Here is a 25,225-nt window from a genome sequence, read left to right as displayed (position 1 = left end):
AAAACTGCCACGCGTTGAGAATCCACTTGAATTGCTTGTTATGTGAATTTTACCGTGAATTCAAAGTAAACCACCGTAGAAATGAAGAGATTTGAATAAGTTACGTACAAAAACGATGCTGACCAAACCTAAATTTCACAGCGATCTTAGCCAAAGAGAGCCACTTGCAGAATCAACAACAAAGAAAGCGTCCTTTCAGCCACAACCAAACCTTTTACGTCACCAGATTTTCAGGGCTGAACTTCAGCAAGTGAATCAGTCAAAAAAGTATTTCAATTTAAGCGATTTGAAACTGACGAAACTCAACACAAACCAGATCCAAAACTTAATTGAGGTAACCCAAGAACCTTGAAAACGATCAATCTCAGGTTGTCCAAGAATCCATTTCGACATGCCAACTTGCCGAGAACACGGAACTAATTCTCAATGAAATCGTAGAGTTAACCTCAAAAACTCATCAAACACATAACGCCCAATTAAGTGGTGAACAACGCACTGACCAAGCCGCTGCATTGCACCGTAAAACACTTTACCTAACGCATAGTAAAACTGCCACGCGTTGAGAATCCACTTGAATTGCTTGTTAAGTGCTTTTTATTTGACCATCAGTTCTTTGATTTGCTGAATATTTAAATTGTGCTTATAAACACAATGATCACCTATACCTATAGCCAGTAACCAACAGATAATAGGAACAATGATTGTACCAGCAGTAAAGAAGGCAACGATACAAAGAACGAAAGCTCCGGCTATTGAAGAGTAGAATAAACCCAACGGTCCAAAGAACAGTGTGAGGAGGAAAGATACTAACCTTGATTTTTCATTAAGATTCACTTTAAGCACCCAAATTAATTATATTTTGCCGACCAATAACCACATCAATAAAATGGTTTCCAGTTAACGGGATTCTATACTAAAAACTCCCAAATCAAGAAGGATTTTATGCATTAACACTCTTAATTATAACGACGATTTCTAAAAACACTTAACGCCCACTTAAGCGGACAAAAATGGTTGGCTATAATTTTGTGAGGAACGAACAATAGCCAACTGTTTTTGTTCCGTTTAAAGTGCTTGTTAGGGCTTTAATTCAAGGTGCATAGAATAATTATACAAAACAATTTTATTTCTTATTAGTCTATTTTCATTTTTTACTACGAACCCCATTTTTTCAAAAAGTGGTTTCGCTACAATTGATGCTTCCACATACAAACTCTTTAATTCTAATTTCTTAGCCCTGCCAATTACATACTTAAGTAAAGAAGTTGCAACCCCATTTCTTTGGAACTTCGGGGATACATATGCACAATCTATATGTCCATCAGATTCTAACTCAATAAAACCAGCGAGTTGCTCATTTATTAAAAGCAGATATGGTCTTTTTAACTCAAGCCTTCTATCCCAAGCCACATAATCAATAGGAAATGGAGCCCACACATTTATCTGTTCTTCAGAATAAGCGGACGAGTCAATAGCATGAACAGAGCTATAAAATAAATCCGTAACGGCTTTAGCGTAGTTTGATGAATACTCGATAATTTCCATAGAGCCCTAACGCCGTGCTAAGCGGATAAAAATGGTTGGTTAAAATCGCGCAGCGATGACCAACTGTTTTTATTCCGTTTAAGCACCTTGTTAGAATTTTAGTTACGATGCACCAATTAACATGACTACAAAGCCTGTTAATTGGATGAAGAATGGCTTCTTAGCAACATCCCAATGTAGGAATGTAAATACAAGCACTACTGGTGCTACAAATAAACAAGCAAGCCCCCAAATTACACTTTCCCTAAACGATTCAATTAGGAAAAATATTCCTCCAATAATAAATATTATTATTCCAATAATGCTTACAATATCGGTCATCCATTTACCCTTACTTTAAGTTAAAAACGTGAATCGTTTTCACACGGTATACCATCGTAGTCACCATCCATTTTAGTATTTGGACAATTTTGGATAAAATATACAGCCTCTGCTCTCGATGTCATTTGACTACAGTGTTGTCTACCATCACACGAAAATTGAACATCAGAAAATGTAGAATTATCAACTGTTTCATTAACAGTATTTAATAATTCAAGATCTGCATTAGTTATTGTGGGTACACTTTGCTTTGCATATATCTGCCAACCAGCTAAACCTACCAATGCTAATATAATTATTTTTTTCATTTACAGTACTCTAAGAAGAAATTCTAACGCCGCGTTAAGCGGACAAAAATTGTGGGTTATAATGTGTAGCGAAGCGAAACGTAACCCACTGTTTTTGTTCCGTTTAAACGCCTTGTTAGGTGCTGAGCAAGTACATGTTAATTACAAAGTATAAAATACACGAACTAGCAAATAATTTAAAAAAACCAACAAAGACTAAAAACTTACCAATTAGAACAGCTTTACTGCCACTGGTAATTTTAGACTTTTCAACAGCCCATACATTAGGAGGCGGAACTTGTTTATTACGCCAAACTTTTAAACCGTATGCGACTATAAATAAACCACCACTAAAGCCAATTAAAACTAATAAGCAACCTTGAAGTAGACGACTCAAGAGAGAATCACTAACCAGATTATTTAAACCAATAAATGAACAATAAACAGTAATGCACAATGCTACCAAAAGCAGTAACATTTTCTGAAGACTGATAACTTTATTAGTTGAACTACTAACGATCATTACACTTGCACCTAACGCCCAATTAAGCGGACGGAAACAGTTGGCTAAAATGTGGAGCGAAGCGGAACTCAGCCAACTGTTGGAGTTCCGACTTAAATTGCTTGTTAGGAATGCTGCCACAACAGCGGGCGTAAACCTTGTTATTTTGCCAATCCTAGTGACCCGCTGACTGATGATTTTAATCAGAAATAGATTCAAAAATCAGAAAGAAGTTGCACAATAAAGGCTTAATTTAAAAGCAAAAACTAAAACTGAAAATCAGTTTAAACATAACTTGTGAGGCAAAACCAACACTGGCTGAAAACTTTGCAGGCTTATTTACACATACAAAGCTAAACAACTTGGAAGCTCAACTTTTATCCCGAAGTTAAAACAAAACCACATTTTCATTTTTCAGATTTGACTTGCAAACCTAACGCCCAATTAAGTGGACGAAAATGGTTGGCTAAAATTTGTGAGGAACGAACAATAGCCAACTGTTTTTGTTCCACTTGAATTGCTTGTTAGGAATGCAGCCACAACAGCGAGCGTAAACCTCGTTATTTTGTTAATCCTAGTAACCCGCTGACTGATGAATTAAATTAGAAACCAATTCAAAAATCAGAAAGAAGTTGCACAATAAAGGCATAATTTTAAAGCAAAAACTAAAACAAAAAATCAGTTTAAACATAACTTGTAAGGCAAAACCAACACTGGCTGAAAACTTTGCAGGCATATTTGCACATTCAAAGCTAAACCACTTGGAAGCTTAACTTTCACCTCGAAATTAAAAACAATACCACACTTTCATTTTTCAGATTAGACTTGCAAACCTAACGCTATCTATACAACAAAATGCGACCTAATTTACCACGCTACCGCCACTTATCATGAACTTTGATAATTAGAAATCTATCATATAAATCTTTTTTATCAGATGGTTAGTTGAATAAAAACTGCGTCAGACTTCACATTAGACGACTTTATGTATCTTAGTTTGTTGACTAAACCAAAAACAATAATACTGTATATAAAAACAGCCTATTTATTGGGGGAAAAATGAAATCACAATTCATTTTAAGCGTTAAAGAATATATGCAAGCACGACACTATGCAAAGAAAACTATAGAGGCATATTTGCATTGGATAACACGATTCATCTACTTCCATAACAAAACACATCCAATGAGAATGGGTAGTAAAGAAGTTGAGATGTTTTTAACTGACTTAGCTGTTAATGGGAAAGTAGCCGCGAAAACACAAGCGTTAGCGCTTAACTCTCTCCATTTTCTGTACCGTGAAATCATTAAAGAACCGCTATCAATTAGCATGAATTTCAAGAAATCTCAACTTGCTCAGAAATTACCAGTAGTGATGACAAGAACTGAAATTAAGCGGTTTTTAGAACATATTGAGCCACGATATCAATTGCAAATTATGCTCTTATACGGTTCAGGGCTGCGGCTGATGGAATGTGTCAGACTCCGAATACAGGACATTGATTTAGATTATGGTGCGGTTCGGGTATGGCAAGGAAAAGGAGGAAAAAACCGCACCGTCACACTTGCTAAGGAGCTTTATCCACAGCTAGCTGAGCAACAAGCATTAGCTAAGCGCTACTATGATAAAGATATGCAAACCAAAGGTTATGGAGGAGTCTGGTTACCCAATGCGTTGAGAGAAAAATATCCTTCAGCTCCTTATGAGTTTAATTGGCACTACTTGTTTCCATCTAATTTACTTACCTTAGATGAGAATAGTGGGTTGAAACGAAGGCACCATATTAATGAGTCGGCATTGCAGCGAGCAGTTCGGAAAACCGCTCATGATGCTGAGATACAAAAGTCAGTTTCATGCCATACGCTAAGGCATAGCTTTGCGACACACTTGCTAGAAGCGGGAGCGGACATTAGAACAGTACAAGAACAATTAGGGCATAGTGATGTAAAAACCACTCAGATTTACACTCACGTACTGGATAGAGGCGCCAGCGGTGTATTAAGCCCATTGTCGCGCTTATAAATAAGTGCAATAAAAAAGGAGAGCATACTTGCCCTCCTTTTCTTAAACCTTCACTGCTAAATTAAAGAGCAGTTTTTGCTTTTTCAACAAGCACTGCAAATGCAGCTTTGTCGAATACCGCGATATCAGCAAGGATCTTACGATCGATCTCAATAGATGCTTTCTTAAGACCGTTAATGAAACGGCTGTAAGATAGGCCATTTTGACGAGATGCTGCGTTAATACGCGCAATCCATAGCTGACGGAACTGACGCTTTTTAGTGCGACGGTCACGGTAAGCGTATTGACCAGCTTTGGTTACAGCTTGGAAAGCTACGCGGTAAACACGTGAACGTGCTCCGTAGTAACCTTTAGCTTGTTTTAGAACTTTCTTATGACGTGCACGAGCTTGTACACCACGTTTTACGCGAGGCATTATGCTTCTCCTAAACTAAACGATAAATAAACTAAAAAGAATTAAGCGTATGGCAACATGCGCATAACACCAGCCACTTCACATTTTGGAAGGATTGAGTTAGGGCGTAGTTGACGCTTGTTCTTAGTAGTACGCTTAGTCAGGATATGACGTTTTGTAGCGTGCTTAAATTTAATACCGCCAGCAGTTTTCTTAAAACGCTTAGCTGCACCTTTGTTGGTTTTCATCTTAGGCATGATGAATAACTCCGCATTGTAGTAGTTTAAATAACATGTAATTAGGGCGAATAACACCCCACCGTCTTTCAACGGCGAGGTCTCATTACTTGTAAGCCGTTAATTACTTCTTTTTAGGGGCAAGCATCATGATCATCTGGCGTGCTTCAATTCGACTCGGGAAAGACTCAACTACTGCAATTTCAGCAGTATCCTCTTTCAAACGATGAAGAACATCAACACCGATGTCTTGGTGCGCCATCTCACGGCCACGGAAGCGAATAGTAACTTTCACTTTGTTGCCTTCTTCTAGGAAACGGGTCAGGTTGCGTAGTTTTACCTGATAGTCTCCAATATCAGTCCCAGGACGGAATTTAATTTCCTTAATCTGGATCTGTTTTTGCTTCTTCTTCTGCTCTTTAGCAGTCTTGCTCTTTTCAAAGAGGAACTTGCCATAGTCCATCACACGACAAACTGGTGGCTCGGCGTTAGGGCTGATCTCTACAAGATCCATACCAGCTTCTACAGCAGCTTCTAATGCTTCGTTGATTGATACAACACCAACGGATTCACCATCTGCGCCAGTTAAACGAACTTCACGAACGCCACGAATTTCACCGTTTAAACGGTGCTGGTTTGGTTTGGCCGGCTGTTGGCCACGTCTTCCGCCTTTAATAGTTTATTCCTCCAGATTGAGCTTACGGCTAGAAACTTCGGCTTGGATATACGCAATAAAGTCATCCAATTTAAATTTACCTAAGTCCTTGCCCCTGCGGGTACGTACTGCGATCTCTCCGGCTTCCATCTCTTGGTCACCACAAACAAGCATATACGGTACACGCTTTAAAGTGTGTTCGCGGATTTTAAAGCCAATCTTCTCATTTCTCAAGTCTGCTTTGGCTCTAATTCCACATTTTTGTAGTTTTTGTGCTACTTCCTGAGCGTAAACTGACTGTTTATCAGTAATGTTCATAATTACCGCCTGTTCCGGCGCTAACCACGTAGGGAAGAAACCTGCATACTCTTCGATAAGGATACCGATAAAGCGCTCAAGTGAACCCAAAATTGCACGGTGAATCATAACCGGAACAAGACGCTCGTTACTTTCGCCAACATATGTCGCGCCTAAACGAGCAGGTAAATTGAAATCCAGCTGCACTGTACCACATTGCCACGCACGATCTAAGCAATCATGCAAAGTAAATTCAATTTTAGGGCCGTAGAATGCGCCTTCACCTTCTTGAATTTCAAATGGGATATCCATGGCCTGCAGTGAAAGCTTTAATGCTTCTTCCGATTTATCCCAAATTTCATCACTACCAACACGTTTTTCTGGGCGTGTAGACAGTTTAACAACTATGTTATCAAAACCGAACGTCGTGTAGGTGTCGTAGACCATCTTGATACAAGATGTCACTTCTTGTTGAATTTGATCTTCGGTACAGAAAATATGGGCGTCATCTTGAGTAAAGCCACGAACACGCATAATACCATGTAATGAACCTGATGGTTCATTGCGGTGGCAAGATCCAAACTCAGCCATACGCAATGGCAGATCACGGTATGATTTCAAACCTTGATTAAATATTTGAACGTGGCCTGGGCAGTTCATCGGTTTAATTGCGTATTCACGGTTTTCAGATGACGTCGTGAACATGGCATCCGCATATTTATCCCAGTGACCAGAACGCTCCCATAGAACTCGGTCCATCATTAATGGACCTTTTACTTCTTGGTAGTCGTACTCACTGAGTTTTTGGCGAATGAACACTTCAAGATCACGGAATATAGACCAACCGTTATGGTGCCAGAATACCATCCCTGGAGCTTCTTGCTGCATATGGAATAGATCGAGTTGCTTACCAATTTTACGATGGTCACGTTTAGCCGCTTCTTCTAAACGCGTTAAATGGGCTTGAAGTGCTTTCTTGTCATGGAATGCCGTACCATAGATGCGCTGTAGCATCTTGTTATCGCTGTTACCACGCCAGTACGCGCCAGCGATGCTAAGCAGGGTAAAGTGTTGGCAGAAGCTCATGTTAGGTACGTGAGGGCCACGACACATGTCAATGTATTCTTCATGATGGTATAGACCCGGTCTGTCATCACGAGCCACATTCTGATCCAAGATTTCCATCTTGTATGTTTCACCGCGAGCTTCAAAAGCATCACGGGCTTCCTGCCAACTGACTTTCTTTTTGACAACTTGATATTTTGTCTTGGCAAGCTCTTTCATGCGCTTTTCGATTTGCTCTAAATCATCTTGCGTGAGTGATTGCTCAAGATCGATATCATAGTAGAAGCCGCTGTCGATCGTCGGACCAATCGCCATTTTGGCTTGTGGATAAAGTTGCTTTAATGCATGGCCAAGTAAGTGCGCACAAGAGTGGCGTACGATCTCTAAACCATCAACTTCATCTTTTGTCGTTATAATTTCAAGGCTAGCATCATTTTCGATAAGATCGCACGCATCGACGCGCACACCATCGACACGACCTGCGATCGTTGCTTTTGCAAGACCAGGGCCGATAGAAGCTGCAACTTCCATTGTCGATACTGGGTGTTCAAAATGACGTTGACTGCCGTCAGGAAGAGTAATAATAGGCATGTATAATCCTTACAGTGGTGTTGCATACCAAGCAACACGTGTTGAGTTTGATTGAAAATAACCCATCGAAGCTCACTCGGTAACACGAATACCGGAACTTCAATGAAGTGAAGATTTTAACTAGCTCACGCTAGAAATGCAAAGATCGAATTATATAAATCAAAAGAAAAAGCCCATGATAAATATCACGGGCTTTGGAGTTTCAATAATTGATTATGCTTCAGCGCGACGAGGACGACTTAACGTACCCGCATTGGCATTAGCACTAGCATTGCCGTGACCACGTTCACCACGGAAGTTACCACGATGGTCGCCACCACGGTTGCGGTCAAAACGACGTTCACCATCACGACCAGTCGCCGCTGCACCGTCACGGTTGCCACGGAAGCCACCTTCACGGCCACCACGACCTGCGCCAGCCGCAGGAGCACCGCCTTCACGATTACGGAAGCCACCGTTTCCGCCTTCACGACGGGCACCACCACCGTTACCACCTTCACGACGACCACGAGACTCGCGGAAGTCATCAAAGTCACATACAACAGCACCGACTTCTTTTTGGCGAATACGCAGTTTACGCAATTTGCCTTCAACATCTGAAGACATTGATTTAGGAAGCTGTACGAATGTATGGCCTTGAGCAAGTTTAATTGCACCAATTGAACCTTTGGTTAAACCAAGTTCATTAGCTAAAGCACCAACGATGTCTTTCACTTGCACGCCTTGCTCACGGCCGACTTGTAACTGATAAGTATCCCAGTCATTGCTCGCAGTACCATATTCGCGGCGACCTTCGCGTCCATCACGGCTATCGCGACCGCCTTCACGGCGTTCACCACGCTCACTACCCTCTTTACGATCACGGCGACGTGATTTTTCACGCTCGATCGCGTCAACCATTGGATCTGGGCCGACATAGAACAGTGGACGATTGCCTTGTTGGCGCTTCAGTAAAATGGCCGCCAGTGTTGTGGCATCAATCTCTAGGCTTTGTTGAAGTTTTTCAATGAGCTCAACAAATTTGTCTAAAGCAGTATGACCTTTGTCAGCTTCTAGCTCTGCACCCAGTTTGATGAGACGAGCTTCAGCAACTTTGTCACGCATTGGAAGTTGAATCTCTTCCATTTGAGAACGAGTGACGCGCTCAATCGTACGCAACATACGAATTTGGTTCGTGCGAACTAGAAGGATCGCTTTACCTTTGCGTCCAGCACGGCCAGTACGGCCAATACGGTGGATGTATGATTCTACATCGAATGGGATATCATAGTTGAACACGTGTGTAATACGTGGAACATCAAGACCACGAGCAACAACGTCTGTCGCAACAAGAATGTCGATTACACCCTGTTTGATATGATCAACCGTGCGCTCACGCAGTGATTGCGGAATATCACCATGAAGCGCTGCCGCTTTAAAGCCACGAGATAATAACCAATCAGCTAAACGCTCGGTGTCTTGACGAGTACGTACAAAGACGATTGACGCATCGGTTTCTTCTGTTTCAAGAAGACGAGCCATCGCTTCATCTTTTTCAACACCTTTAACAACCCAATATTGCTGCTCTACTTTCGCAACAGTTTGGTTTGAACCTGCTACGTCAACACGAGCTGGATCACGTAGGTAACGGTCAACAATCGTCTTCACCATAGGAGGCATAGTCGCAGAGAACAGCACGCGTTGAGCGGTGCCAGGTGCTTGTTCCATTATCCAAGTTACGTCATCAACGAAGCCCATTTTGAGCATTTCGTCAGCTTCATCAAGGACGAAGGTATGACATTCGTCTAAATGAAGGCGGTCACGAGTGATCAAATCTTTTACACGGCCAGGTGTGCCAACCACAATATGAGCACCATTTTTCAGAGCGCGCATTTGGTCAACAATAGAAGCACCGCCATAGATCTCAAGTACTTTAAGGCCTTGAATCTTTTGGCCAAGGTTTTTGATTTCTGCCGCAACTTGGATAGCAAGTTCACGAGTTGGTGCCATCACAATTGCTTGTGGCTTGTGTTGAGAAAGGTTTAATTTGTTCAGTAGAGGTAGAGAAAACGCAGCCGTTTTACCTGTACCTGTTTGTGCTTTACCTAGCGCATCTCTTCCTTCAAGAAGAAATGGAATAGCAGCAGCTTGGATAGGAGTTGGAGAAACGAAACCCATTTCATTTAGAGCAGAAAGGATTGAGTCGTTTAGGGCTAATTCACTAAATTGAATTACAGAGTCTTGCATGGAGATCCCACTAGATTAATTAACAAAAGGTCCCACGTGCTCTACCAATTCCAATACCGATCCATTAAAAAGAGCTGAGTTCCGTTCAGATGCGGATAAGTCTTAAAACGCATCAAGCCGCTAGGGACATATAAGGGACGCGGATTATTCCCTAAAAGCATAAAAAAAGCTAGTAAAAATTGAATTACATCACAAAAATTCGTCATAAATGACCATTAAGCTCATTAATTCACCCAAAACGAACACAGAAGCTGCATTTACAGCGCACTGTTAAAGCAGACTAGCAAAAATAACGCTTTCGGTAGTAATCATCCCGCTCAATGATTATAGTGTGCCCAATCGCATTTGTTAGAAAAAGAAACATGTTTCAAGATAATCCGCTCCTTGCTCAACTCAAGCAACAAATCCAAGAGAACTTGCCTAAGAAAGAAGGCACGATAAAAGCCACTGAAAAAGGCTTCGGCTTTTTAGAAGTTGACAGTAAGAACAGCTTCTTTATTCCGCCTCCGTATATGAAGAAATGCCTACACGGAGATAAAGTGGTGGCCATCATTCGCACTGAGAATGAGAAAGAAGTGGCTGAGCCTCAAGAGCTGCTTGAGCCTTCATTAACTCGCTTCATTGGCCGTGTAAAGCTGTACAAAGGTAAGCTGAATGTCACGCCCGATAACCCGCAACTAAAAAGGCAATCGCTGAAAGCCAAGGTGCAAAAAGGATTAAACCCTGAACATTTCTCTGAAGGTGATTGGGTTGTTGCACAGCTTATTAACCATCCACTGAAAGACGATAGCGGCTTTATGGTTGAAATCACCCATAAAATTACGGATGCCAACGATAAGATTGCGCCTTGGTGGGTGACTTTAGCTGAAAATGACCTGCCTAACAGTGAGCCGACTGGTATTGAACATTGGCAGCTCAAAGATGATGCCGACCTACAACGCATCGATATGACCCACCTTCCTTTCGTGACCATTGATGGGGCATCAACTAAAGATATGGATGATGCACTGTTCGCCCAAAGAACCGAGAACGGTGACTTCACATTAACCATTGCCATTGCAGACCCAACCGCATACATCACGCCAGATGACGAGATGGACAGTGTCGCGCGTGAGCGGGGTTTCACTATTTATCTCCCTGGCCGCAATATCCCAATGTTGCCACGTGATTTAGCCGATGATTTGTGTTCGTTGATGGAAAATGAAGTTCGCCCTGCCCTTTGCTGTACCGTAACAGTGACTAAAGAAGGTGTGATTGGCGATGATATTACCTTTTTTGCGGCCAACATTAAATCGCACGCTCGATTGGTTTATGATCATGTATCAGATTGGTTAGAAACGGGCACTTCTGCCGATTGGCAACCAAGTGACCAAATCGCTTCCGTTGTGCGTGATTTGTATGATTTTTCATTAGCGCGTGCACAATGGCGCGAAACATACGCGGTCGTGTTTCCTGATCACCCTGATTATCGATTTGAACTGAGTGAAGACAACGACGTAGTGGCAATTCATGCGGATCTTCGCCGTAGTGCTAACCGTCTTGTTGAGGAAGCGATGATAACCGCGAATATCTGTGCGGGAAAAACGCTCAAAGCGCATTTTGGCCAAGGCGTGTTCAATACGCACGCGGGGTTCAAACCCGAAAAAATTGCCGATGTTGTCGAATTAGTCAACCCAACGGGTGAGCTTGAATACACTGCCGATAACTTAGCGACTCTAGAAGGCTTTGCCTCTTTACGTCGCTGGCTATGTAGGCAAGAGACCCGCTATCTGGATAATCGTATCCGTAAGTATCAAGCTTACAGTGAAATAGGAAACCAACCCCTTCCGCATTACGCAATGGGTTTGGATATCTATGCCACTTGGACTTCTCCTATCCGTAAATATGGCGATATGATCAACCATCGTATGTTGAAAGCACATATTTTAAACAAAGAGCCCGTACAAACACCGGATGAAACCGTTGGTGAAGAGTTGGCACTACACCGCAAACACCACAAAATGGCCGAACGTAACGTAGGCGACTGGCTCTATGCTAGAACACTAGTAAACGAACCTAGCAAAGGCACCCGTTTTACGGCTGAAATCTTTGATATCAATCGTGCTGGCATGCGCGTACGTCTTTTGGAAAATGGCGCTGCCGCATTCATTCCTGGTTCTTTAATCTTAGACAACAAAGAACGTATTGAATGTAATGCGGAAAGTGGAACGCTGCTTGTCGATAAAGAGGTCGCCTTTAAGCTCGGTGATACGCTCGAAGTCGTGCTCGCAGAAGTGAATATGGAAAACCGCAGTCTGATTGCAAAACCGACTCAGGTTTTCGAACCGTTACCTATACCTTCAGAAGCTAATACCACTATCCAAGGGGAGTGATTTTAGCAGCATAGACATTTCTATCAGGCATTCTTCGGAGTGCCTTTTTATTGCTTATTGATCACCAAAAGTAAGATTTAGGATCTTTTTCAATTTCGCGGATCAACGCTGTCAAATCCGTTGTTTTAGGGAGAAAAGGATACGGCAACCAATCTTCAATTTCTTTATCGGGATCCGTATTGGGAATATACAGCGCCCATTTAGCTTCTTCCCAAATCACTTTCGCCACGATACTTGAATAGTCGCAATGCGTTGAATCTAATTTGTAATGGTGTTTGATGAAGTGCACACCGTTAACAATAGGCTCAAAACAGGATTTGCCTAATTCAACAGACACACTTTGGTTACGATTATGGCAAACAAGCTCTGCTCTTCGTTCTAGTTGACGTTGCAACAAATTCACTACCGCCATTTTACCCTCGCTCAAACACGGTTTCCTGACATCTCGACTATAGCTGACTTCGCTTATCTCTGATATGAAAAACCGTAAGGCTACAAACCACTTACCTTTGTGGTTCACAAAAGTGTCATCTATACGACATATTATGGTGGCTCAATTTTTCTAAATAACCATATTGGAGCCACTATGTTTCGAGTCGCGCTTGCTACACTGCTTTCAACTTTGCTACATACCCAGTTTGCCTTCGCAAGTGAAGTTAATATTTCTGGCTCGACCTCGGTCGCTAGGATCATGGAAGTATTCGCCGAGGACTACAATACCGCACACCCTGAAACTTATATCGCGGTTCAAGCCGTAGGTTCGAGTGCTGGCATCACATTACTGAAAAAAGGTGTCGCAGATATCGCCATGAGCTCGCGCTACCTCACAGAAAGTGAGCAAGATGAGACGATGAGCACCTTGCCGATTGCCTATGATGGGTTGGCTGTTGTAATCAATCGCTTAAACAGTATTGAAAATCTGACTCGTGAGCAGTTATTTGATATTTATAAAGGGAAAATAACCAACTGGAAACAAGTCGGTGGTGCTGATCAAAAAATCGCAGTTGTGACCAGAGAAGCATCATCAGGTTCCCGCTATAGCTTTGAAAGCTTATTAGGCCTGACTCGTGTGATTAATGATCGCTTAGTGTCAGACATCAGTTCCAATAACTTAGTGGTCAATAGCAATAGTATGGTTAAAACACTGATTAACCATAACCCTCAAGCGATCGGTTTCATCTCTACGGGATCGGTAGATAAATCGATTAAAGCGATAAAATTTGAGGGAGTAGAAGCCACTGCAAAAAATATTGTCACTCATGAATATAAACTTTCTATGCCATTTTTAGTGGTCTATTACCCTGAAAAAATCACTAAAGAGACTCAAGCTTTCATTGCATCTTTAAAGTCAGCGGAAGCAAAGACTCGCATAGAAGAATATGGTTATATTCCTTTGAAAAACAAATAAATACAAAAAAGGAGAGTGATCGACTCTCCTGTTTTTATGCCATTTTTCTAAAATTAAAAATGGAGTTGGATCACTGAAACCACGACACAGCCTGGGCGACGAATACCTTCAATCTCAACTTTAATTTCTCTCTCGATCTCCAAACCTTTTTTGATTGGCGTAACTTTCAATAGAGTACTAATGGCTCTTACTCTGTTTCCTGATTTCACTGGATATGGGAAACGAACTTCATTTAAACCGATATTCACCACCATTTTTGCGGTCGGAAATATTGGTTTGTCAGGATCAACGCTATCCGTCAATTTAGGTAACAAGGCCAAGGTCAAAAAGCCGTGCGCAATTGTGGTCCTAAATGGAGAATCAACTTCCGCTTTTTGAGGGTCGGTATGAATCCACTGCATATCCTCAGTTACTTGACCAAACTGGTTAATGCGCTCTTGATCAACCACCAGCCATTTACCTGTATGAATGACTTCACCAATCTGAGTCTGGAGCTGTTTATACAGACGTTGCGCTTCAGGTTTGAGTATCAAGGGTTCGGCAATAGGAGCATCTTCATTCACTGCTGGTTGGTGAAAATCTCTAACCCAAGAAAACAACTGGCGACTGTTTGTTTTATGTAGAAGCTCGCCCCAGTACTCACGTACTGAAGGTGATACCCACTGCATAAGCTCAGAGGAGTACTTGTTCATTGAATCGCCACGATGCTTAAAAAGATTCTCGACTTTCATCTAAACCTCGGTGATTAGTTAGAATGCCCTTGGATTGAGGTAATTTTGAAGTACTTCACACTTAGCTGCAAACACTTTCGAGCGTACAACCGTTCCCTGAAACACACAAATTACATATAAATCAATCAAATAAAAATAAAACACCATTTTATTAGATAACTAGGTTGTAGAGTATATAGCTCATAAAATCAAGGGAAGCGGTAAAACAGCGCTTTACTGTAACTGAAAACGTTATTGCGGTTAGCCAAACCGAGTCGATGACTCAACTTATTGCTTTACAATATTATGGTGGCTATCTATTATGCGCACCACACGGAGAGATGGCTGAGTGGTTTAAAGCACCGGTCTTGAAAACCGGCGATGGTTAATAGCTATCCTAGGGTTCAAATCCCTATCTCTCCGCCAAATATCAAGAAAAAGCCTTTGATTATCAGAGGCTTTTTCTATTTATAGCATTTGGAAACTTTAGATCACTAAAAACTCATGTGTCTGGAAGATGCAATCATATTTGGTCATCGCCTCTTCCTCAATACATCAAGAACGAATCACACGAATACCGATAGGTAAGAAGACATAGCCCGCGCACTATGCGTTTCAATCAACCGTAGAAGAGACCGAAGCCAGCAAATCTGTTGGGCTAGTCCAAGTATAAACCCACTCTTTAATATCTTGCCCACAGGGAGACCGCCATAAACGCTCTCCTTTAGGTCGACCAGCTAAGTAGTCGTAAAATTCGATGGCTTGCTTATTGTCTGCCATCACTTCCAAATACACACCGCTATTAGGGAAATACTGCTCAAACCATGCCGCCATCTCTTGAATCAACTGGCGACCAATCCCCCTTCCTCGATAATTTTCATCAATGTGCAGAGACTCGATAATGCTGCCTTTGTCAAAATCGTGGTTACCAAAGGCGCAGATAAACCCACACAGCAGCCCTCCTTCTTCAATCAGTAGGACATGTTGATTAAATGGTGGATTGATTAAGCGAGTTTGCCAAATCAGTAAACGGTCTTCTAGAACGTCGTTATCAAGGTACTCTTTGCCTAATATGCCTTGGTAGTGAGTTCGCCAACTTTGAGCGTGTAGCTGAGCAATTCTTTCAAAATCGCAATATTCAGCTGCTTTTATTTCCATATTCTAGTCCTTATTACTTCCTGTAAGGATTAACATCGTCTTTCATACTATTCGGTTCAAATAGAAAAGCAAAATATACTAGTCACAATCCCTTAAAAGAATCATTAAACCTCTTTGACTTACAGTTGTTCGCTGATATTCTAGCGAACAACTGTAAGCTCAAGGACTTTAATCATGGAATCGGCATCAAAACCACCACTTATTTGGATAAACATCGTCATTTTTAGCTTCAGCTTGGGCTTAGCGACGATTGCAGCCCCTTTGTATGGATGGCAATTTGGCTACGGCATGGAGCATTGGCTTTGGTTGATGATTTGTTTTTCCTTTTGCAACCTTTCCATTACCGCGGGCTATCACCGTTTATGGTCACATAAAGCCTATGAAGCACATTGGGCACTGAGATTATTGTTTGCATTAGGTGGGGCGTTTGCACTGCAAAACAGTGCGCTACATTGGTCTTCTGATCACCGAGTTCATCACAAGCATGTAGACAATAATGACAAAGATCCTTATTCAGCCAAACGTGGATTCTGGTTTTCACACATAGGTTGGATGCTGCGTCACTACAATAAAACCACGTACGATGACTACTCCAACTGCCGTGACCTGCAAAAAGATAAGATCGTCATGTGGCAGCATAAGTATTATGTGCCTTTGGCACTCGCAATGAACTTGGGCGTTCCTCTGATCCTTGGTTTTATTTATCACGATATACTGGGCATGTTACTGATCGTGGGTGCACTGCGTTTGGTGCTCAATCATCACACGACATTTTTCATCAATTCGCTGGCTCATATATGGGGTAGCCAGCCGTATACTGATAAAAATACAGCCCGCGATAACGGTATTTTGGCTTTCTTCACTTTTGGCGAGGGCTACCACAATTATCACCATATTTTTGAAAACGATTATCGTAATGGGATTTATTGGTGGCAATACGACCCAACAAAATGGCTGATCAAGCTGTGTTCGTGGCTTGGGTTGGCTGGTAAACTGCGCACTTCTCCCCCCCTTAAGGTAGAAAAAGCGAAAGCGTTAATGGCATTAAGCCATGCGCAAAAACAGATCGCCGCGTTGCCCAATCAGCAACTCGTTATGGCCAGCATACAACGTGAATTTGACGCTTTAGTCATGCAGTTGCAAGAGTATTATGAATTAAAGAAACAGCTGATCGAAAGTAAAAAAAACAATATGGTTCGTAGATATGAACACTCCCTATTGATGCTGCGCTATCGACAAGTGAAGCAACAATTAGCACTACAAAAATCCAATTGGCAGCTCATTGTGCGTCAGTACTCCTAAATTCATACTTTACAGATTTGATGAAGCCATGCCTTAAGTGGCTTCATTTTTCTTAGCTTAAATTATCCCCCCTCTAACAGAACTTCTAGCCGCATATTTGCTAAATGAATAGTTAGAACGACTAAAACATATTCAAAGTTAAAGAATTTTCAACTAGGTTATCAATTGATAATTTTATTGTTTTAGATCATCTAAAGCTCAACTTGCTCTCGTGCTACAGCATTCTTTTCGGTAAATTCCTTGTCATAAATTGATACACGTTTTTGCAATATTGTTCATAATTTCAGGAGACTTAAATGCTAGAGCTTTTAATTGGCTTGGCGGTAACAGTAGCGGTGGGTTATTTCATTGTTAAAGGTTACAAGCCAGCCGGTGTGTTACTCACCGCAGGTATCGTTTTACTGCTATTAACTGGCGCACTTGGCTATTCAGTGCTGCCAGCCAAAGTACCCTCAACCGGTAACACAGTAACGGATGCACTCGAATTCGTGAAATACATGTTGCGTTACAGTGGTGGCGGTTTAGGCATGCAAATTATGTTGCTGTGTGGTTTTGCTTCGTACATGACACACATCGGCGCCAACAATGTGGTTGTAAAACAGTTTTCTAAACCTCTTTCGGTTATTACATCCCCTTATATCTTGCTGGTTGCTGCTTACATTGTGGCATGTTTGATGTCTTTAGCGGTGAGCTCAGCAACGGGTCTTGGCGTACTGTTGATGGCCACTTTATTTCCGATGATGGTAGCGATGGGGATCTCTCGTCCGGCCGCAGTTGCGGTATGTGCATCTCCCGCTGCGATCATCCTTTCCCCGACCTCCGGTGATGTGGTTATTGCGGCGGAAAAATCAGGCCTACCTTTACACGTTTTTGCCGTGGAAACGGTTCTTCCTGTTTCGATCTGCGCCATTATCGTCATGGCGATCGCGGCCTTCTTCTGGAACAAGTATCTCGATAAGAAAGACAATACACCGATGGAAAAAATCGATGTTTCTGCCATCGAAGTGAAAGCACCCGCTTACTATGCGGCTCTTCCATTCTTACCTATTGTGGGTGTGTTTTTATTCAACGGAGAAACCATTCAAGGTTTGAGCCTTGATATTTACACCATTGTGGTCGGATCCATCTTCATCGGTGCATTGGTTGACTTCGTGACGAAGCGTTTTAAAGGTAAAGAGACGTTAGAAGATCTAGAATCATGCTACGCAGGCATGGCCGAAGCATTCAAAGGCGTGGTGATGTTATTGGTTGCTGCGGGCGTGTTCGCACAAGGTTTGATGTCGATTGGGGCGATTGATAACCTGCTTCATCTTGCAGAAACCGCAGGCGCAGGCGGCATAGCCTTGATGCTGATTTTGACAGGCCTTACCGTAGCAGCCGCTATTGCGACGGGTTCAGGCAACGCTCCGTTCTACGCCTTTGTTGAGTTAGCGCCATCGTTGGCGGCTAAATTGGGCGTGAACCCAGCCTTTCTCATTATCCCGATGCTGCAAGCTTCAAACCTTGGGCGTACCATTTCGCCAGTATCAGGCGTCGTAGTAGCAACAGCTGGTATGGGCCATATCAGTCCATTTGAAGTGGTAAAACGCACTTCCGTTCCTGTCATCCTCGGTTTAATCACTGTCATTATTGGTACAGTAATCCTTGTACCGATGACAGCATAACGTTAACGAACAATCAGGGCGTCCAACAGGACGCCCTTTTTTCAAACCGCTATTTCCAAATAGGTGTTATTTACTCTCGCTATAACGCTCCAAGTATAAAATCGTTGCTGCCGTGCGCGATGGGACGCGTAGCTTCTTCAGTAAACTCTTCATGTGCACTTTTACTGTCGACTCAGAAATGAACAGACGATCCGCAATTTGCTTATTCCGATACCCTTTCGCGACCTCTTTTAAAATCTGAGTTTCACGGTCGGTTAATGCCTCAAAAAGATCTTCATGCGTATGACGTTCGGCGAGGTACTGAGTAACAAACTCGCTGTACGCTTTTACACCCGTCGCGGCCTGTCTAAGCAGTTCCACCAGCTCATCTGGTTCTGTATCTTTAAGAAGGTAGCCATCAGCCCCCGCTTTCACCATAGCTTCAATATCGAGCGCACTGTCTGATACGGTTAAAATAACGATGGTAGCGGTTGATTCATCCGCACGAAGCGCTGTTAACGTATCGAGCCCTGACATGCCTTTCATATTCAAATCAAGCAGAATGAGATCCGGCTCGATGTCATGTGCCAAAGCGATGGCTTCACTGCCGTTACAAGCTTCAGCAACCACTTCAAAGTCATCTTCAAAACTCAATAGCTGGTTGATACCACGTCTCATCAAAGGATGGTCATCTACCAACATTACTCTACATCTCGTCAAAATTTGTATCCTTTGAACGTTTATATTTCAATATAACTTCACACCCAGCATTGGGTGCGGAGGTTACTGACACTGCGCCATGCAGCCGCGCCGCTCTTTCTTGCATAATGCTTAATCCATAGTGATTGAGCCTAGCACGCTGTTGATCAAAGCCAACCCCATCGTCTTTGACCGTCACCATCACCTGATCGTCTAATTCATCACAGTTGACTTGAATAACATTAGCTTGAGCGTGTTTGATAGCATTGATAGTCGCTTCCCGGATCAATTGCAGTAAATGCACTTGTTGATGCGCATCTAAATCAATCGATGACAAATTATTATTAAGCACTATCTCCGCCGTAGTTTGCTCGCCAAGTTCCTCTAGCATGCCCTTGAGCGCTTGACCAAAATTGCCTTCTTTAATCGTTAGCCTAAAGGTGGTTAATAGCTCTCTTAACTGGGTGTAAGCGCCCGACAAACCTTGATCAATATCTAAAATGATTTGCTCTTTTTTCTCTGCGGCGTGCGGGGTCTCTGCTCGGCCAATCACGCGTTTTAGTAATGATACTTGTATCTTCAGATACGAAAGCGATTGAGCCAACGAATCATGCAGTTCCCGTGCGATGGTGGCGCGTTCTTCCATCAAGATCAACTGTTCGGCTTGTTTCTGTGCTTGATTATAATAAATAGCACGCGACAATATTTGTACGAAGTTATCAATCAAGGCGCTATTTGGACAAGGCAAGCTGTATTGCAGATACAAGTAACCCAGTTGCATCCCATCTAAGCTCAGCAAAAGCGGAGAAAGGGAGAACCCATTGCTCTCACCTTCGGATAAGCGCGTACTTTTACCCGCGTCATCACCAATTTCTAACTGGGCAAATGTGACCCCTTCAATGGTGACCAAGTGTTGCAAAATCGCTTGGAAATTATCTTGGCTAATGCGCGACGCGGTTAACTCTTGCGAGCAGTCATACAACACTTGCAGTGCTTGGTTGGCATTTTGCAACTTATGGGTTTTCTCATTCACCGCTTGCTCTAAACCAAGGTACAACTTACCAAGATCGGTGGCCATTTTATTAAACGTGCGGGTTAAGATCCCCATTTCATTATGGCTGGTGACATTGAGCGATACATCAAATGAACGGTTTTGGATCTGCTCACTGGCGGTCACTAGCGAACGCAATGGCCCCACCACTTCCTTACGAATAAAATGCACCACAAACAATGAGATACACAACACACCACCCAACCCCATGCCGCCAAACCAAGCCAGTTGGATCAGCTTTTGTTCTGAGAAGTGCTGCAACTTAAAGACAAAACGGTCGATTTGGCTGACAAATTTTGCCACCTCATCAAGATAGCGGTCTTTGTTCTCGCTATTTAGCAAACTTTTCAGCTCGTGCCAACGAATGATCAACTGATAATAATCTTTAGTGATGTCGTTTGGCACAGGCCAACGCTGCAATGCTTTCATTGAGGGTGAATAAAGCGAACGTTCAAAAAGATAAATGTGAGATGGATAATCCACCGAATCACTTTGAATATCATGTGCCAATCGGTAGCTTTGCATACGCATTGAGCCAGCCACGTTCACCGCTTCCGCATCATTGAGTGATGAGGCGAGTGTAAAAATGGCGTACCCCGTGATGGCAACCGATAACAGTAAAATCGACACCATGGCTTTGGCAATGGTGCTGGTGACCGACTGTTTGGATCGTTTTCTCAAAACATCTCTCCGTGAACCTCTCCTTGCCTATTGTATCTGATTGGGCGCCGCTGTCGTTAAAGCCATTCAATATGTGATCACTCGCGCTTGAATTTATTGATCTAAAACAACATGCCTAGCCAATTACCTCCTTGGGGGTATTTATAGAAATAGGACAAAAACTACAATTTGTGTATGGATAAATGAAGATTTGTTAACAAATACAGGAATGCACTTTGGTTGATCTCTCGAAAAGGCGTTTTTTTTCTCGTAATCAGGTCGATGACACCATTGTCCGCTTGCCTTGGATTGCTCACCCCCTCTCCTTTTCAGATGAGTGCACTCGCTGCGGCCGCTGCCTAGACGCGTGCGAGACAAAGATCATCACCTTAGGTGATGGCGGCTTCCCAACCATAGATTTTCATATTGATGAGTGCACCTTTTGTTATCAGTGCGCGCAAAGCTGCCCAGAGCCAATTTTCGCACCGCGCTCAACACAACCGTGGCTGGCTAAAGCAAAGCTCGAAGAAAGCTGCTTGGCTAAACGCAATGTGGAGTGTCGTAGCTGCGCTGAGTCATGTGAAGTCAGCGCTATAACGTTCAATTTAGTGATCGGAAAAGTGGCGCAACCGAATGTCGATATTGATGCCTGTAACGGATGTGGCGCGTGCGTTTCCATCTGTCCAACCTCAGCCATCCGTGTGAGCAATATTAATAATAATGAGAGATAAACATGTCACTCAATGAAGTACATATTTCAAGTTTGATCGTTCACGTCGTACCTGAACATTTAGCAGCGCTCAAAGCGACAATCGAATCGTTTGAGAACGCCGAAGTGTATGGCCAAAGCAACGAAGGGAAAATGATCGTCGTTTTGGAAACGGAAAATCAAGGCTTCGTTACTGACACCATCGATGCGATTAACAACTTACCACATGTTCTCAGCACCGCTTTGGTTTATCACCAAATAGAAAGTGGGCTGGATGACACGGATACCAACACTGGAACACAACATTCCCACATTGAGGATGACGTATGAAAATGACAAGACGCGCGTTTGTGAAAGCAAACGCAGCCGCATCCGCAGCCGCTATCGCTGGTATTACTCTACCCGCCAGCGCTACAAACTTGATTGCCAGCTCAGACCAAACAAAAATCACTTGGGATAAAGCGCCTTGTCGTTTCTGCGGTACGGGCTGTTCAGTATTAATCGGCACTCAAAACGGCAAAGTGGTTGCCACACAAGGTGACCCTGAAGCGCCCGTTAACAAAGGGTTGAACTGTATTAAAGGCTACTTCCTTTCAAAAATCATGTATGGCAAAGATCGCTTAACACAGCCACTGCTGCGCATGAAAGATGGCCAATATCATAAAGATGGAGAATTCACGCCAGTGTCGTGGGATCAGGCTTTCGATGTGATGGCTGAAAAGTGGAAACAAGCTCTAAAAGCGAAAGGGCCAACCAGTGTTGGCATGTTCGGTTCAGGCCAATGGACCGTGATGGAAGGTTACGCCGCCGTTAAACTAATGAAAGCGGGTTTTCGCTCTAATAACATTGATCCAAACGCTCGCCACTGTATGGCTTCAGCCGTTGTTGGATTTATGCGCACCTTTGGTATTGATGAACCGATGGGCTGCTATGATGATTTTGAACACGCTGATGCCTTTGTGCTTTGGGGTTCAAACATGGCTGAAATGCACCCAGTTCTTTGGACTCGTATTACCGATCGTCGTTTAAGTCACCCACACGTTAAAGTAAATGTCCTTTCGACTTATTATCATCGTTCGTTTGAGCTGGCCGACCACGGTTACATTTTCCACCCACAAAGTGACCTTGCCATCGCCAACTTCATCGCCAACTACATCATTCAAAACAATGCGGTGAACTGGGATTTCGTCAATAAACATACCCACTTCAAACAAGCGACTACGGATATTGGTTATGGTCTGCGTGACGAGCACCCACTGCAAGTTAAAGCGAAAAATGCCAACTCCGGTGATGTGACTGCGATTGACTTTGAAGCTTATAAAGCCTCGGTTGCACCTTATACGGTTGAAAAAGCCGCGCAAATGTCAGGCGTTGCCGAAGATAAACTGATCGCGCTTGCAAAACAGTACGCTGACCCTAACACCAAAGTGATGTCATTGTGGACTATGGGCATGAACCAACACACTCGCGGTGTTTGGATGCAAAGCTTGGTCTACAACCTGCACTTACTGACAGGCAAAATTGCCACACCTGGCAACAGTCCATTTTCATTAACAGGCCAACCATCCGCTTGCGGCACGGCACGTGAAGTCGGAACCTTTTCTCATCGCTTGCCTGCTGACATGGTGGTGGCTAACCCCAAACATCGCGCGATTGCTGAAAAGACATGGAAGCTTCCGCAAGGCACCATTCCTGAAAAACCGGGCTTTCACGCGGTACAGCAAGACCGAATGCTCAAAGATGGCAAACTCAACGCTTACTGGGTGCAGTGTAATAACAACATGCAAGCAGGCCCGAATATTAACGAAGAACGTTTACCGGGTTATCGTAACCCAGAAAACTTTATCGTCGTGTCTGACCCGTATCCAACAGCCACAGCGCAAGCGGCCGACTTAGTGCTCCCTACCGCAATGTGGGTGGAAAAAGAAGGTGCTTACGGTAATGCTGAACGCCGCACTCAAGCTTGGTATCAGCAAGTTGGTACTGTGGGCGAAGCAAAATCAGACTCATGGCAAGTGATGGAGTTCTCTAAACGCTTCAAAATGGAAGAAGTATGGCCAGAAGAATTGCTCGCCAAAGCGCCACAATATCGCGGTAAAACCCTGTTTGATGTGCTGTTCAGAAACGGACAGGTTGACCAATTCCCGCTTGAAGAAGCGCGTGAGCTGAACGATGACGCACATCACTTCGGTTTCTATGTACAAAAAGGGTTATTTGAAGAGTACGCCAGCTTCGGACGCGGTCACGGCCACGACTTAGCTCCTTATGATACCTACCATAACGTTCGCGGCTTACGTTGGCCGGTTGTGGATGGCAAAGAAACGTTATGGCGCTTTAAAGAAGGCTCTGACCCTTATGCGAAAAAAGGATCTGATTGGGATTTCTACGGCAAACCGGATGGTAAAGCGTGGATCATCTCCGCTCCTTATGAAGCTCCACCGGAATCACCTGATGCCGAATTTGATATGTGGCTGTGTACGGGCCGCGTGTTAGAACACTGGCACACCGGCACTATGACGCGGCGCGTGCCTGAACTTTATAAAGCCGTACCCGATGCGCTCTGTTACATCCACCCAGATGACGCCAAAGCGCGTGGGTTACGACGTGGTGATGAAGTATTGATTTCCAACAAACGCGGCGAAGTTCGTGTTCGTGTGGAAACGCGCGGCCGAAATCGTCCACCGCATGGTTTAGTCTTTATCCCATTCTTTGATGCTCGCATTTTGATTAACAAGCTGATTTTAGATGCCACGGACCCACTGTCGAAGCAGACAGACTTCAAAAAATGTCCGGTAAAAATCACTAAAGTAGCGTAAGCCAGTTAATGAATGCATCGGCTGCCCTGTGGGGAGCCGATCTTAGAATGAGCCATTAGGCGGAGAATTTAAGATGAAAAAACTACTGATCGCCCTTTTATCTTTTGGGGCTTTATTTGGCCAAACGGTACAGGCGGAACTGAATAACCCCGGCGGCAACGGCGGGCTGGAATCGCTGCGTGGCGCAACGCAACTTGAAGAGACTCGTCCTGCAGACGACTTTAAGAAGTACCCGAGAGATCAAGCGCTTGAAAGCGAATACGTCTATCAGCCACCTTTGATCCCACATAACATTCGTGGCTACGAAGTGTCGCTAAACGCCAATAAGTGCCTTGCTTGTCACAGTTGGAAAAATGCCAAAGAGATGGGCGCAACCAAAATCAGCGTGACCCACTATGTTAACCGTGAAGATGCGGTGCTAGCTGACGTCTCACCGCGCCGTTATTTCTGTTTACAGTGCCATGTACCGCAAGCCATTGCGAAGCCTTTGGTGGAAAATGAGTTCAAATCCGTTGATTCACTTCGCTAATCGTAGCCAGATAATAACTTAAGAGGC

At 43.4% G+C, this 25,225-nt stretch carries 25 protein-coding genes and 1 tRNA gene; 11 read left to right on the top strand and 15 right to left on the bottom strand.

The window, feature by feature from the left end; all coding sequences use genetic code 11:
- Positions 1–91: 91 nt before the first annotated feature.
- Complete coding sequence (locus tag EXZ60_RS01870) at positions 92–352, top strand: hypothetical protein (protein WP_277435194.1); 261 nt, start codon at positions 92–94, stop codon at positions 350–352.
- Positions 353–594: 242 nt separating this feature from the next.
- On the opposite strand, the gene EXZ60_RS01865 is transcribed toward EXZ60_RS01870, so the two are convergent.
- The 5 genes from EXZ60_RS01865 to EXZ60_RS01845 all read right to left on the bottom strand — a co-directional run bounded on the left by EXZ60_RS01865 (position 595) and on the right by EXZ60_RS01845 (position 2,676).
- Positions 595–834 (bottom strand): hypothetical protein, encoded by a 240-nt coding sequence (locus EXZ60_RS01865; protein ID WP_274674277.1) that lies wholly within the window; start codon positions 832–834, stop codon positions 595–597.
- Positions 835–1,077: 243 nt separating this feature from the next.
- Positions 1,078–1,545: a GNAT family N-acetyltransferase gene (locus EXZ60_RS01860; RefSeq protein WP_277435193.1), complete on the bottom strand. Its 468-nt coding sequence runs from the start codon at positions 1,543–1,545 to the stop codon at positions 1,078–1,080.
- A gap of 102 nt (positions 1,546–1,647) precedes the next feature.
- Entirely contained in the window at positions 1,648–1,866 is a 219-nt protein-coding gene (locus EXZ60_RS01855; RefSeq protein WP_277435192.1) for a hypothetical protein, read from the bottom strand.
- A gap of 20 nt (positions 1,867–1,886) precedes the next feature.
- A complete protein-coding gene (locus EXZ60_RS01850; protein ID WP_277435191.1) occupies positions 1,887–2,174 on the bottom strand; it encodes an excalibur calcium-binding domain-containing protein in 288 nt (95 codons plus the stop codon).
- A 115-nt stretch (positions 2,175–2,289) separates the two neighbouring features.
- The gene (locus EXZ60_RS01845) at positions 2,290–2,676 is read right to left on the bottom strand and encodes a hypothetical protein (protein ID WP_277435190.1); all 387 of its coding nucleotides are present in this window, start codon (positions 2,674–2,676) and stop codon (positions 2,290–2,292) included.
- A 1,038-nt stretch (positions 2,677–3,714) separates the two neighbouring features.
- Here EXZ60_RS01845 and EXZ60_RS01840 point away from each other — a divergent pair.
- Positions 3,715–4,677 (top strand): integron integrase, encoded by a 963-nt coding sequence (locus tag EXZ60_RS01840; RefSeq protein ID WP_094501745.1) that lies wholly within the window; start codon positions 3,715–3,717, stop codon positions 4,675–4,677.
- Between the two features lie 61 nt (positions 4,678–4,738).
- Here the strand turns inward: EXZ60_RS01840 and rplT are convergent, their stop codons facing one another.
- From rplT to EXZ60_RS01815, 5 genes are all read right to left on the bottom strand, one after another.
- Positions 4,739–5,092, bottom strand: coding sequence for a 50S ribosomal protein L20 (rplT, locus tag EXZ60_RS01835; protein WP_010319590.1), 354 nt, complete (start codon positions 5,090–5,092; stop codon positions 4,739–4,741).
- 41 nt (positions 5,093–5,133) lie between these two features.
- Positions 5,134–5,328, bottom strand: coding sequence for a 50S ribosomal protein L35 (gene rpmI, locus EXZ60_RS01830; protein ID WP_010319591.1), 195 nt, complete (start codon positions 5,326–5,328; stop codon positions 5,134–5,136).
- 103 nt (positions 5,329–5,431) lie between these two features.
- A complete protein-coding gene (gene infC, locus EXZ60_RS01825; protein ID WP_080569453.1) occupies positions 5,432–5,983 on the bottom strand; it encodes a translation initiation factor IF-3 in 552 nt (183 codons plus the stop codon).
- Between the two features lie 3 nt (positions 5,984–5,986).
- Complete coding sequence (gene thrS, locus EXZ60_RS01820) at positions 5,987–7,915, bottom strand: threonine--tRNA ligase (RefSeq protein WP_010319593.1); 1,929 nt, start codon at positions 7,913–7,915, stop codon at positions 5,987–5,989.
- A 213-nt stretch (positions 7,916–8,128) separates the two neighbouring features.
- Positions 8,129–10,141: a DEAD/DEAH box helicase gene (locus EXZ60_RS01815; RefSeq protein WP_064626716.1), complete on the bottom strand. Its 2,013-nt coding sequence runs from the start codon at positions 10,139–10,141 to the stop codon at positions 8,129–8,131.
- Between the two features lie 362 nt (positions 10,142–10,503).
- Between EXZ60_RS01815 and rnb the strand changes: the two genes are divergently transcribed.
- Positions 10,504–12,513 carry an exoribonuclease II gene (gene rnb, locus EXZ60_RS01810; protein ID WP_277435189.1) on the top strand — a complete coding sequence of 670 codons (2,010 nt, stop codon included), beginning with the start codon at positions 10,504–10,506 and terminating at the stop codon, positions 12,511–12,513.
- A gap of 61 nt (positions 12,514–12,574) precedes the next feature.
- Here the strand turns inward: rnb and EXZ60_RS01805 are convergent, their stop codons facing one another.
- The gene (locus EXZ60_RS01805; RefSeq protein WP_026027345.1) at positions 12,575–12,925 is read right to left on the bottom strand and encodes a DUF3024 domain-containing protein; all 351 of its coding nucleotides are present in this window, start codon (positions 12,923–12,925) and stop codon (positions 12,575–12,577) included.
- A gap of 174 nt (positions 12,926–13,099) precedes the next feature.
- Between EXZ60_RS01805 and EXZ60_RS01800 the strand changes: the two genes are divergently transcribed.
- Positions 13,100–13,921 carry a phosphate ABC transporter substrate-binding protein gene (locus EXZ60_RS01800; RefSeq protein WP_194662084.1) on the top strand — a complete coding sequence of 274 codons (822 nt, stop codon included), beginning with the start codon at positions 13,100–13,102 and terminating at the stop codon, positions 13,919–13,921.
- A 53-nt stretch (positions 13,922–13,974) separates the two neighbouring features.
- On the opposite strand, the gene EXZ60_RS01795 is transcribed toward EXZ60_RS01800, so the two are convergent.
- Positions 13,975–14,652: a MaoC family dehydratase gene (locus EXZ60_RS01795; RefSeq protein ID WP_013868538.1), complete on the bottom strand. Its 678-nt coding sequence runs from the start codon at positions 14,650–14,652 to the stop codon at positions 13,975–13,977.
- Positions 14,653–14,966: 314 nt separating this feature from the next.
- Between EXZ60_RS01795 and EXZ60_RS01790 the strand changes: the two genes are divergently transcribed.
- Positions 14,967–15,057 (top strand) — tRNA-Ser (locus tag EXZ60_RS01790).
- A gap of 189 nt (positions 15,058–15,246) precedes the next feature.
- On the opposite strand, the gene EXZ60_RS01785 is transcribed toward EXZ60_RS01790, so the two are convergent.
- Positions 15,247–15,789, bottom strand: a complete 543-nt coding sequence (locus EXZ60_RS01785; RefSeq protein ID WP_013868537.1) for a GNAT family N-acetyltransferase — start codon at positions 15,787–15,789, stop codon at positions 15,247–15,249.
- 174 nt (positions 15,790–15,963) lie between these two features.
- Between EXZ60_RS01785 and EXZ60_RS01780 the strand changes: the two genes are divergently transcribed.
- Entirely contained in the window at positions 15,964–17,091 is a 1,128-nt protein-coding gene (locus tag EXZ60_RS01780) for a fatty acid desaturase (protein ID WP_017050757.1), read from the top strand.
- A 296-nt stretch (positions 17,092–17,387) separates the two neighbouring features.
- Entirely contained in the window at positions 17,388–18,755 is a 1,368-nt protein-coding gene (dcuC, locus tag EXZ60_RS01775) for an anaerobic C4-dicarboxylate transporter DcuC (RefSeq protein WP_017045375.1), read from the top strand.
- A 66-nt stretch (positions 18,756–18,821) separates the two neighbouring features.
- Here dcuC and EXZ60_RS01770 read toward each other — a convergent pair whose 3' ends face one another.
- Both EXZ60_RS01770 and narQ read right to left on the bottom strand, forming a co-directional pair.
- Positions 18,822–19,454 (bottom strand): response regulator, encoded by a 633-nt coding sequence (locus EXZ60_RS01770; RefSeq protein WP_013868534.1) that lies wholly within the window; start codon positions 19,452–19,454, stop codon positions 18,822–18,824.
- Positions 19,441–21,165 (bottom strand): nitrate/nitrite two-component system sensor histidine kinase NarQ, encoded by a 1,725-nt coding sequence (narQ, locus tag EXZ60_RS01765; RefSeq protein ID WP_277435188.1) that lies wholly within the window; start codon positions 21,163–21,165, stop codon positions 19,441–19,443. Before narQ ends, EXZ60_RS01770 begins: the two co-directional genes overlap by 14 nt.
- Before the next feature lie 215 nt (positions 21,166–21,380).
- Here narQ and napF point away from each other — a divergent pair, with 215 nt between their 5' ends.
- The 4 genes from napF to EXZ60_RS01745 all read left to right on the top strand — a co-directional run bounded on the left by napF (position 21,381) and on the right by EXZ60_RS01745 (position 25,198).
- Positions 21,381–21,875, top strand: coding sequence for a ferredoxin-type protein NapF (napF, locus tag EXZ60_RS01760; protein WP_017045373.1), 495 nt, complete (start codon positions 21,381–21,383; stop codon positions 21,873–21,875).
- A 2-nt stretch (positions 21,876–21,877) separates the two neighbouring features.
- Complete coding sequence (locus EXZ60_RS01755; protein ID WP_013868531.1) at positions 21,878–22,183, top strand: chaperone NapD; 306 nt, start codon at positions 21,878–21,880, stop codon at positions 22,181–22,183.
- Positions 22,180–24,669: a periplasmic nitrate reductase subunit alpha gene (napA, locus tag EXZ60_RS01750; protein ID WP_094126834.1), complete on the top strand. Its 2,490-nt coding sequence runs from the start codon at positions 22,180–22,182 to the stop codon at positions 24,667–24,669. The genes EXZ60_RS01755 and napA overlap by 4 nt, the downstream gene beginning before the upstream one ends.
- A 73-nt stretch (positions 24,670–24,742) precedes the next feature.
- The gene (locus tag EXZ60_RS01745; protein ID WP_013868529.1) at positions 24,743–25,198 is read left to right on the top strand and encodes a nitrate reductase cytochrome c-type subunit; all 456 of its coding nucleotides are present in this window, start codon (positions 24,743–24,745) and stop codon (positions 25,196–25,198) included.
- The last annotated feature ends 27 nt before the right edge of the window (positions 25,199–25,225 follow it).

This window comes from Vibrio sp. 1151_11 (assembly GCF_029478525.1).
Classification (GTDB): domain Bacteria; phylum Pseudomonadota; class Gammaproteobacteria; order Enterobacterales; family Vibrionaceae; genus Vibrio; species Vibrio anguillarum.
This window is presented reverse-complemented; position numbering and strand designations above follow the sequence as displayed.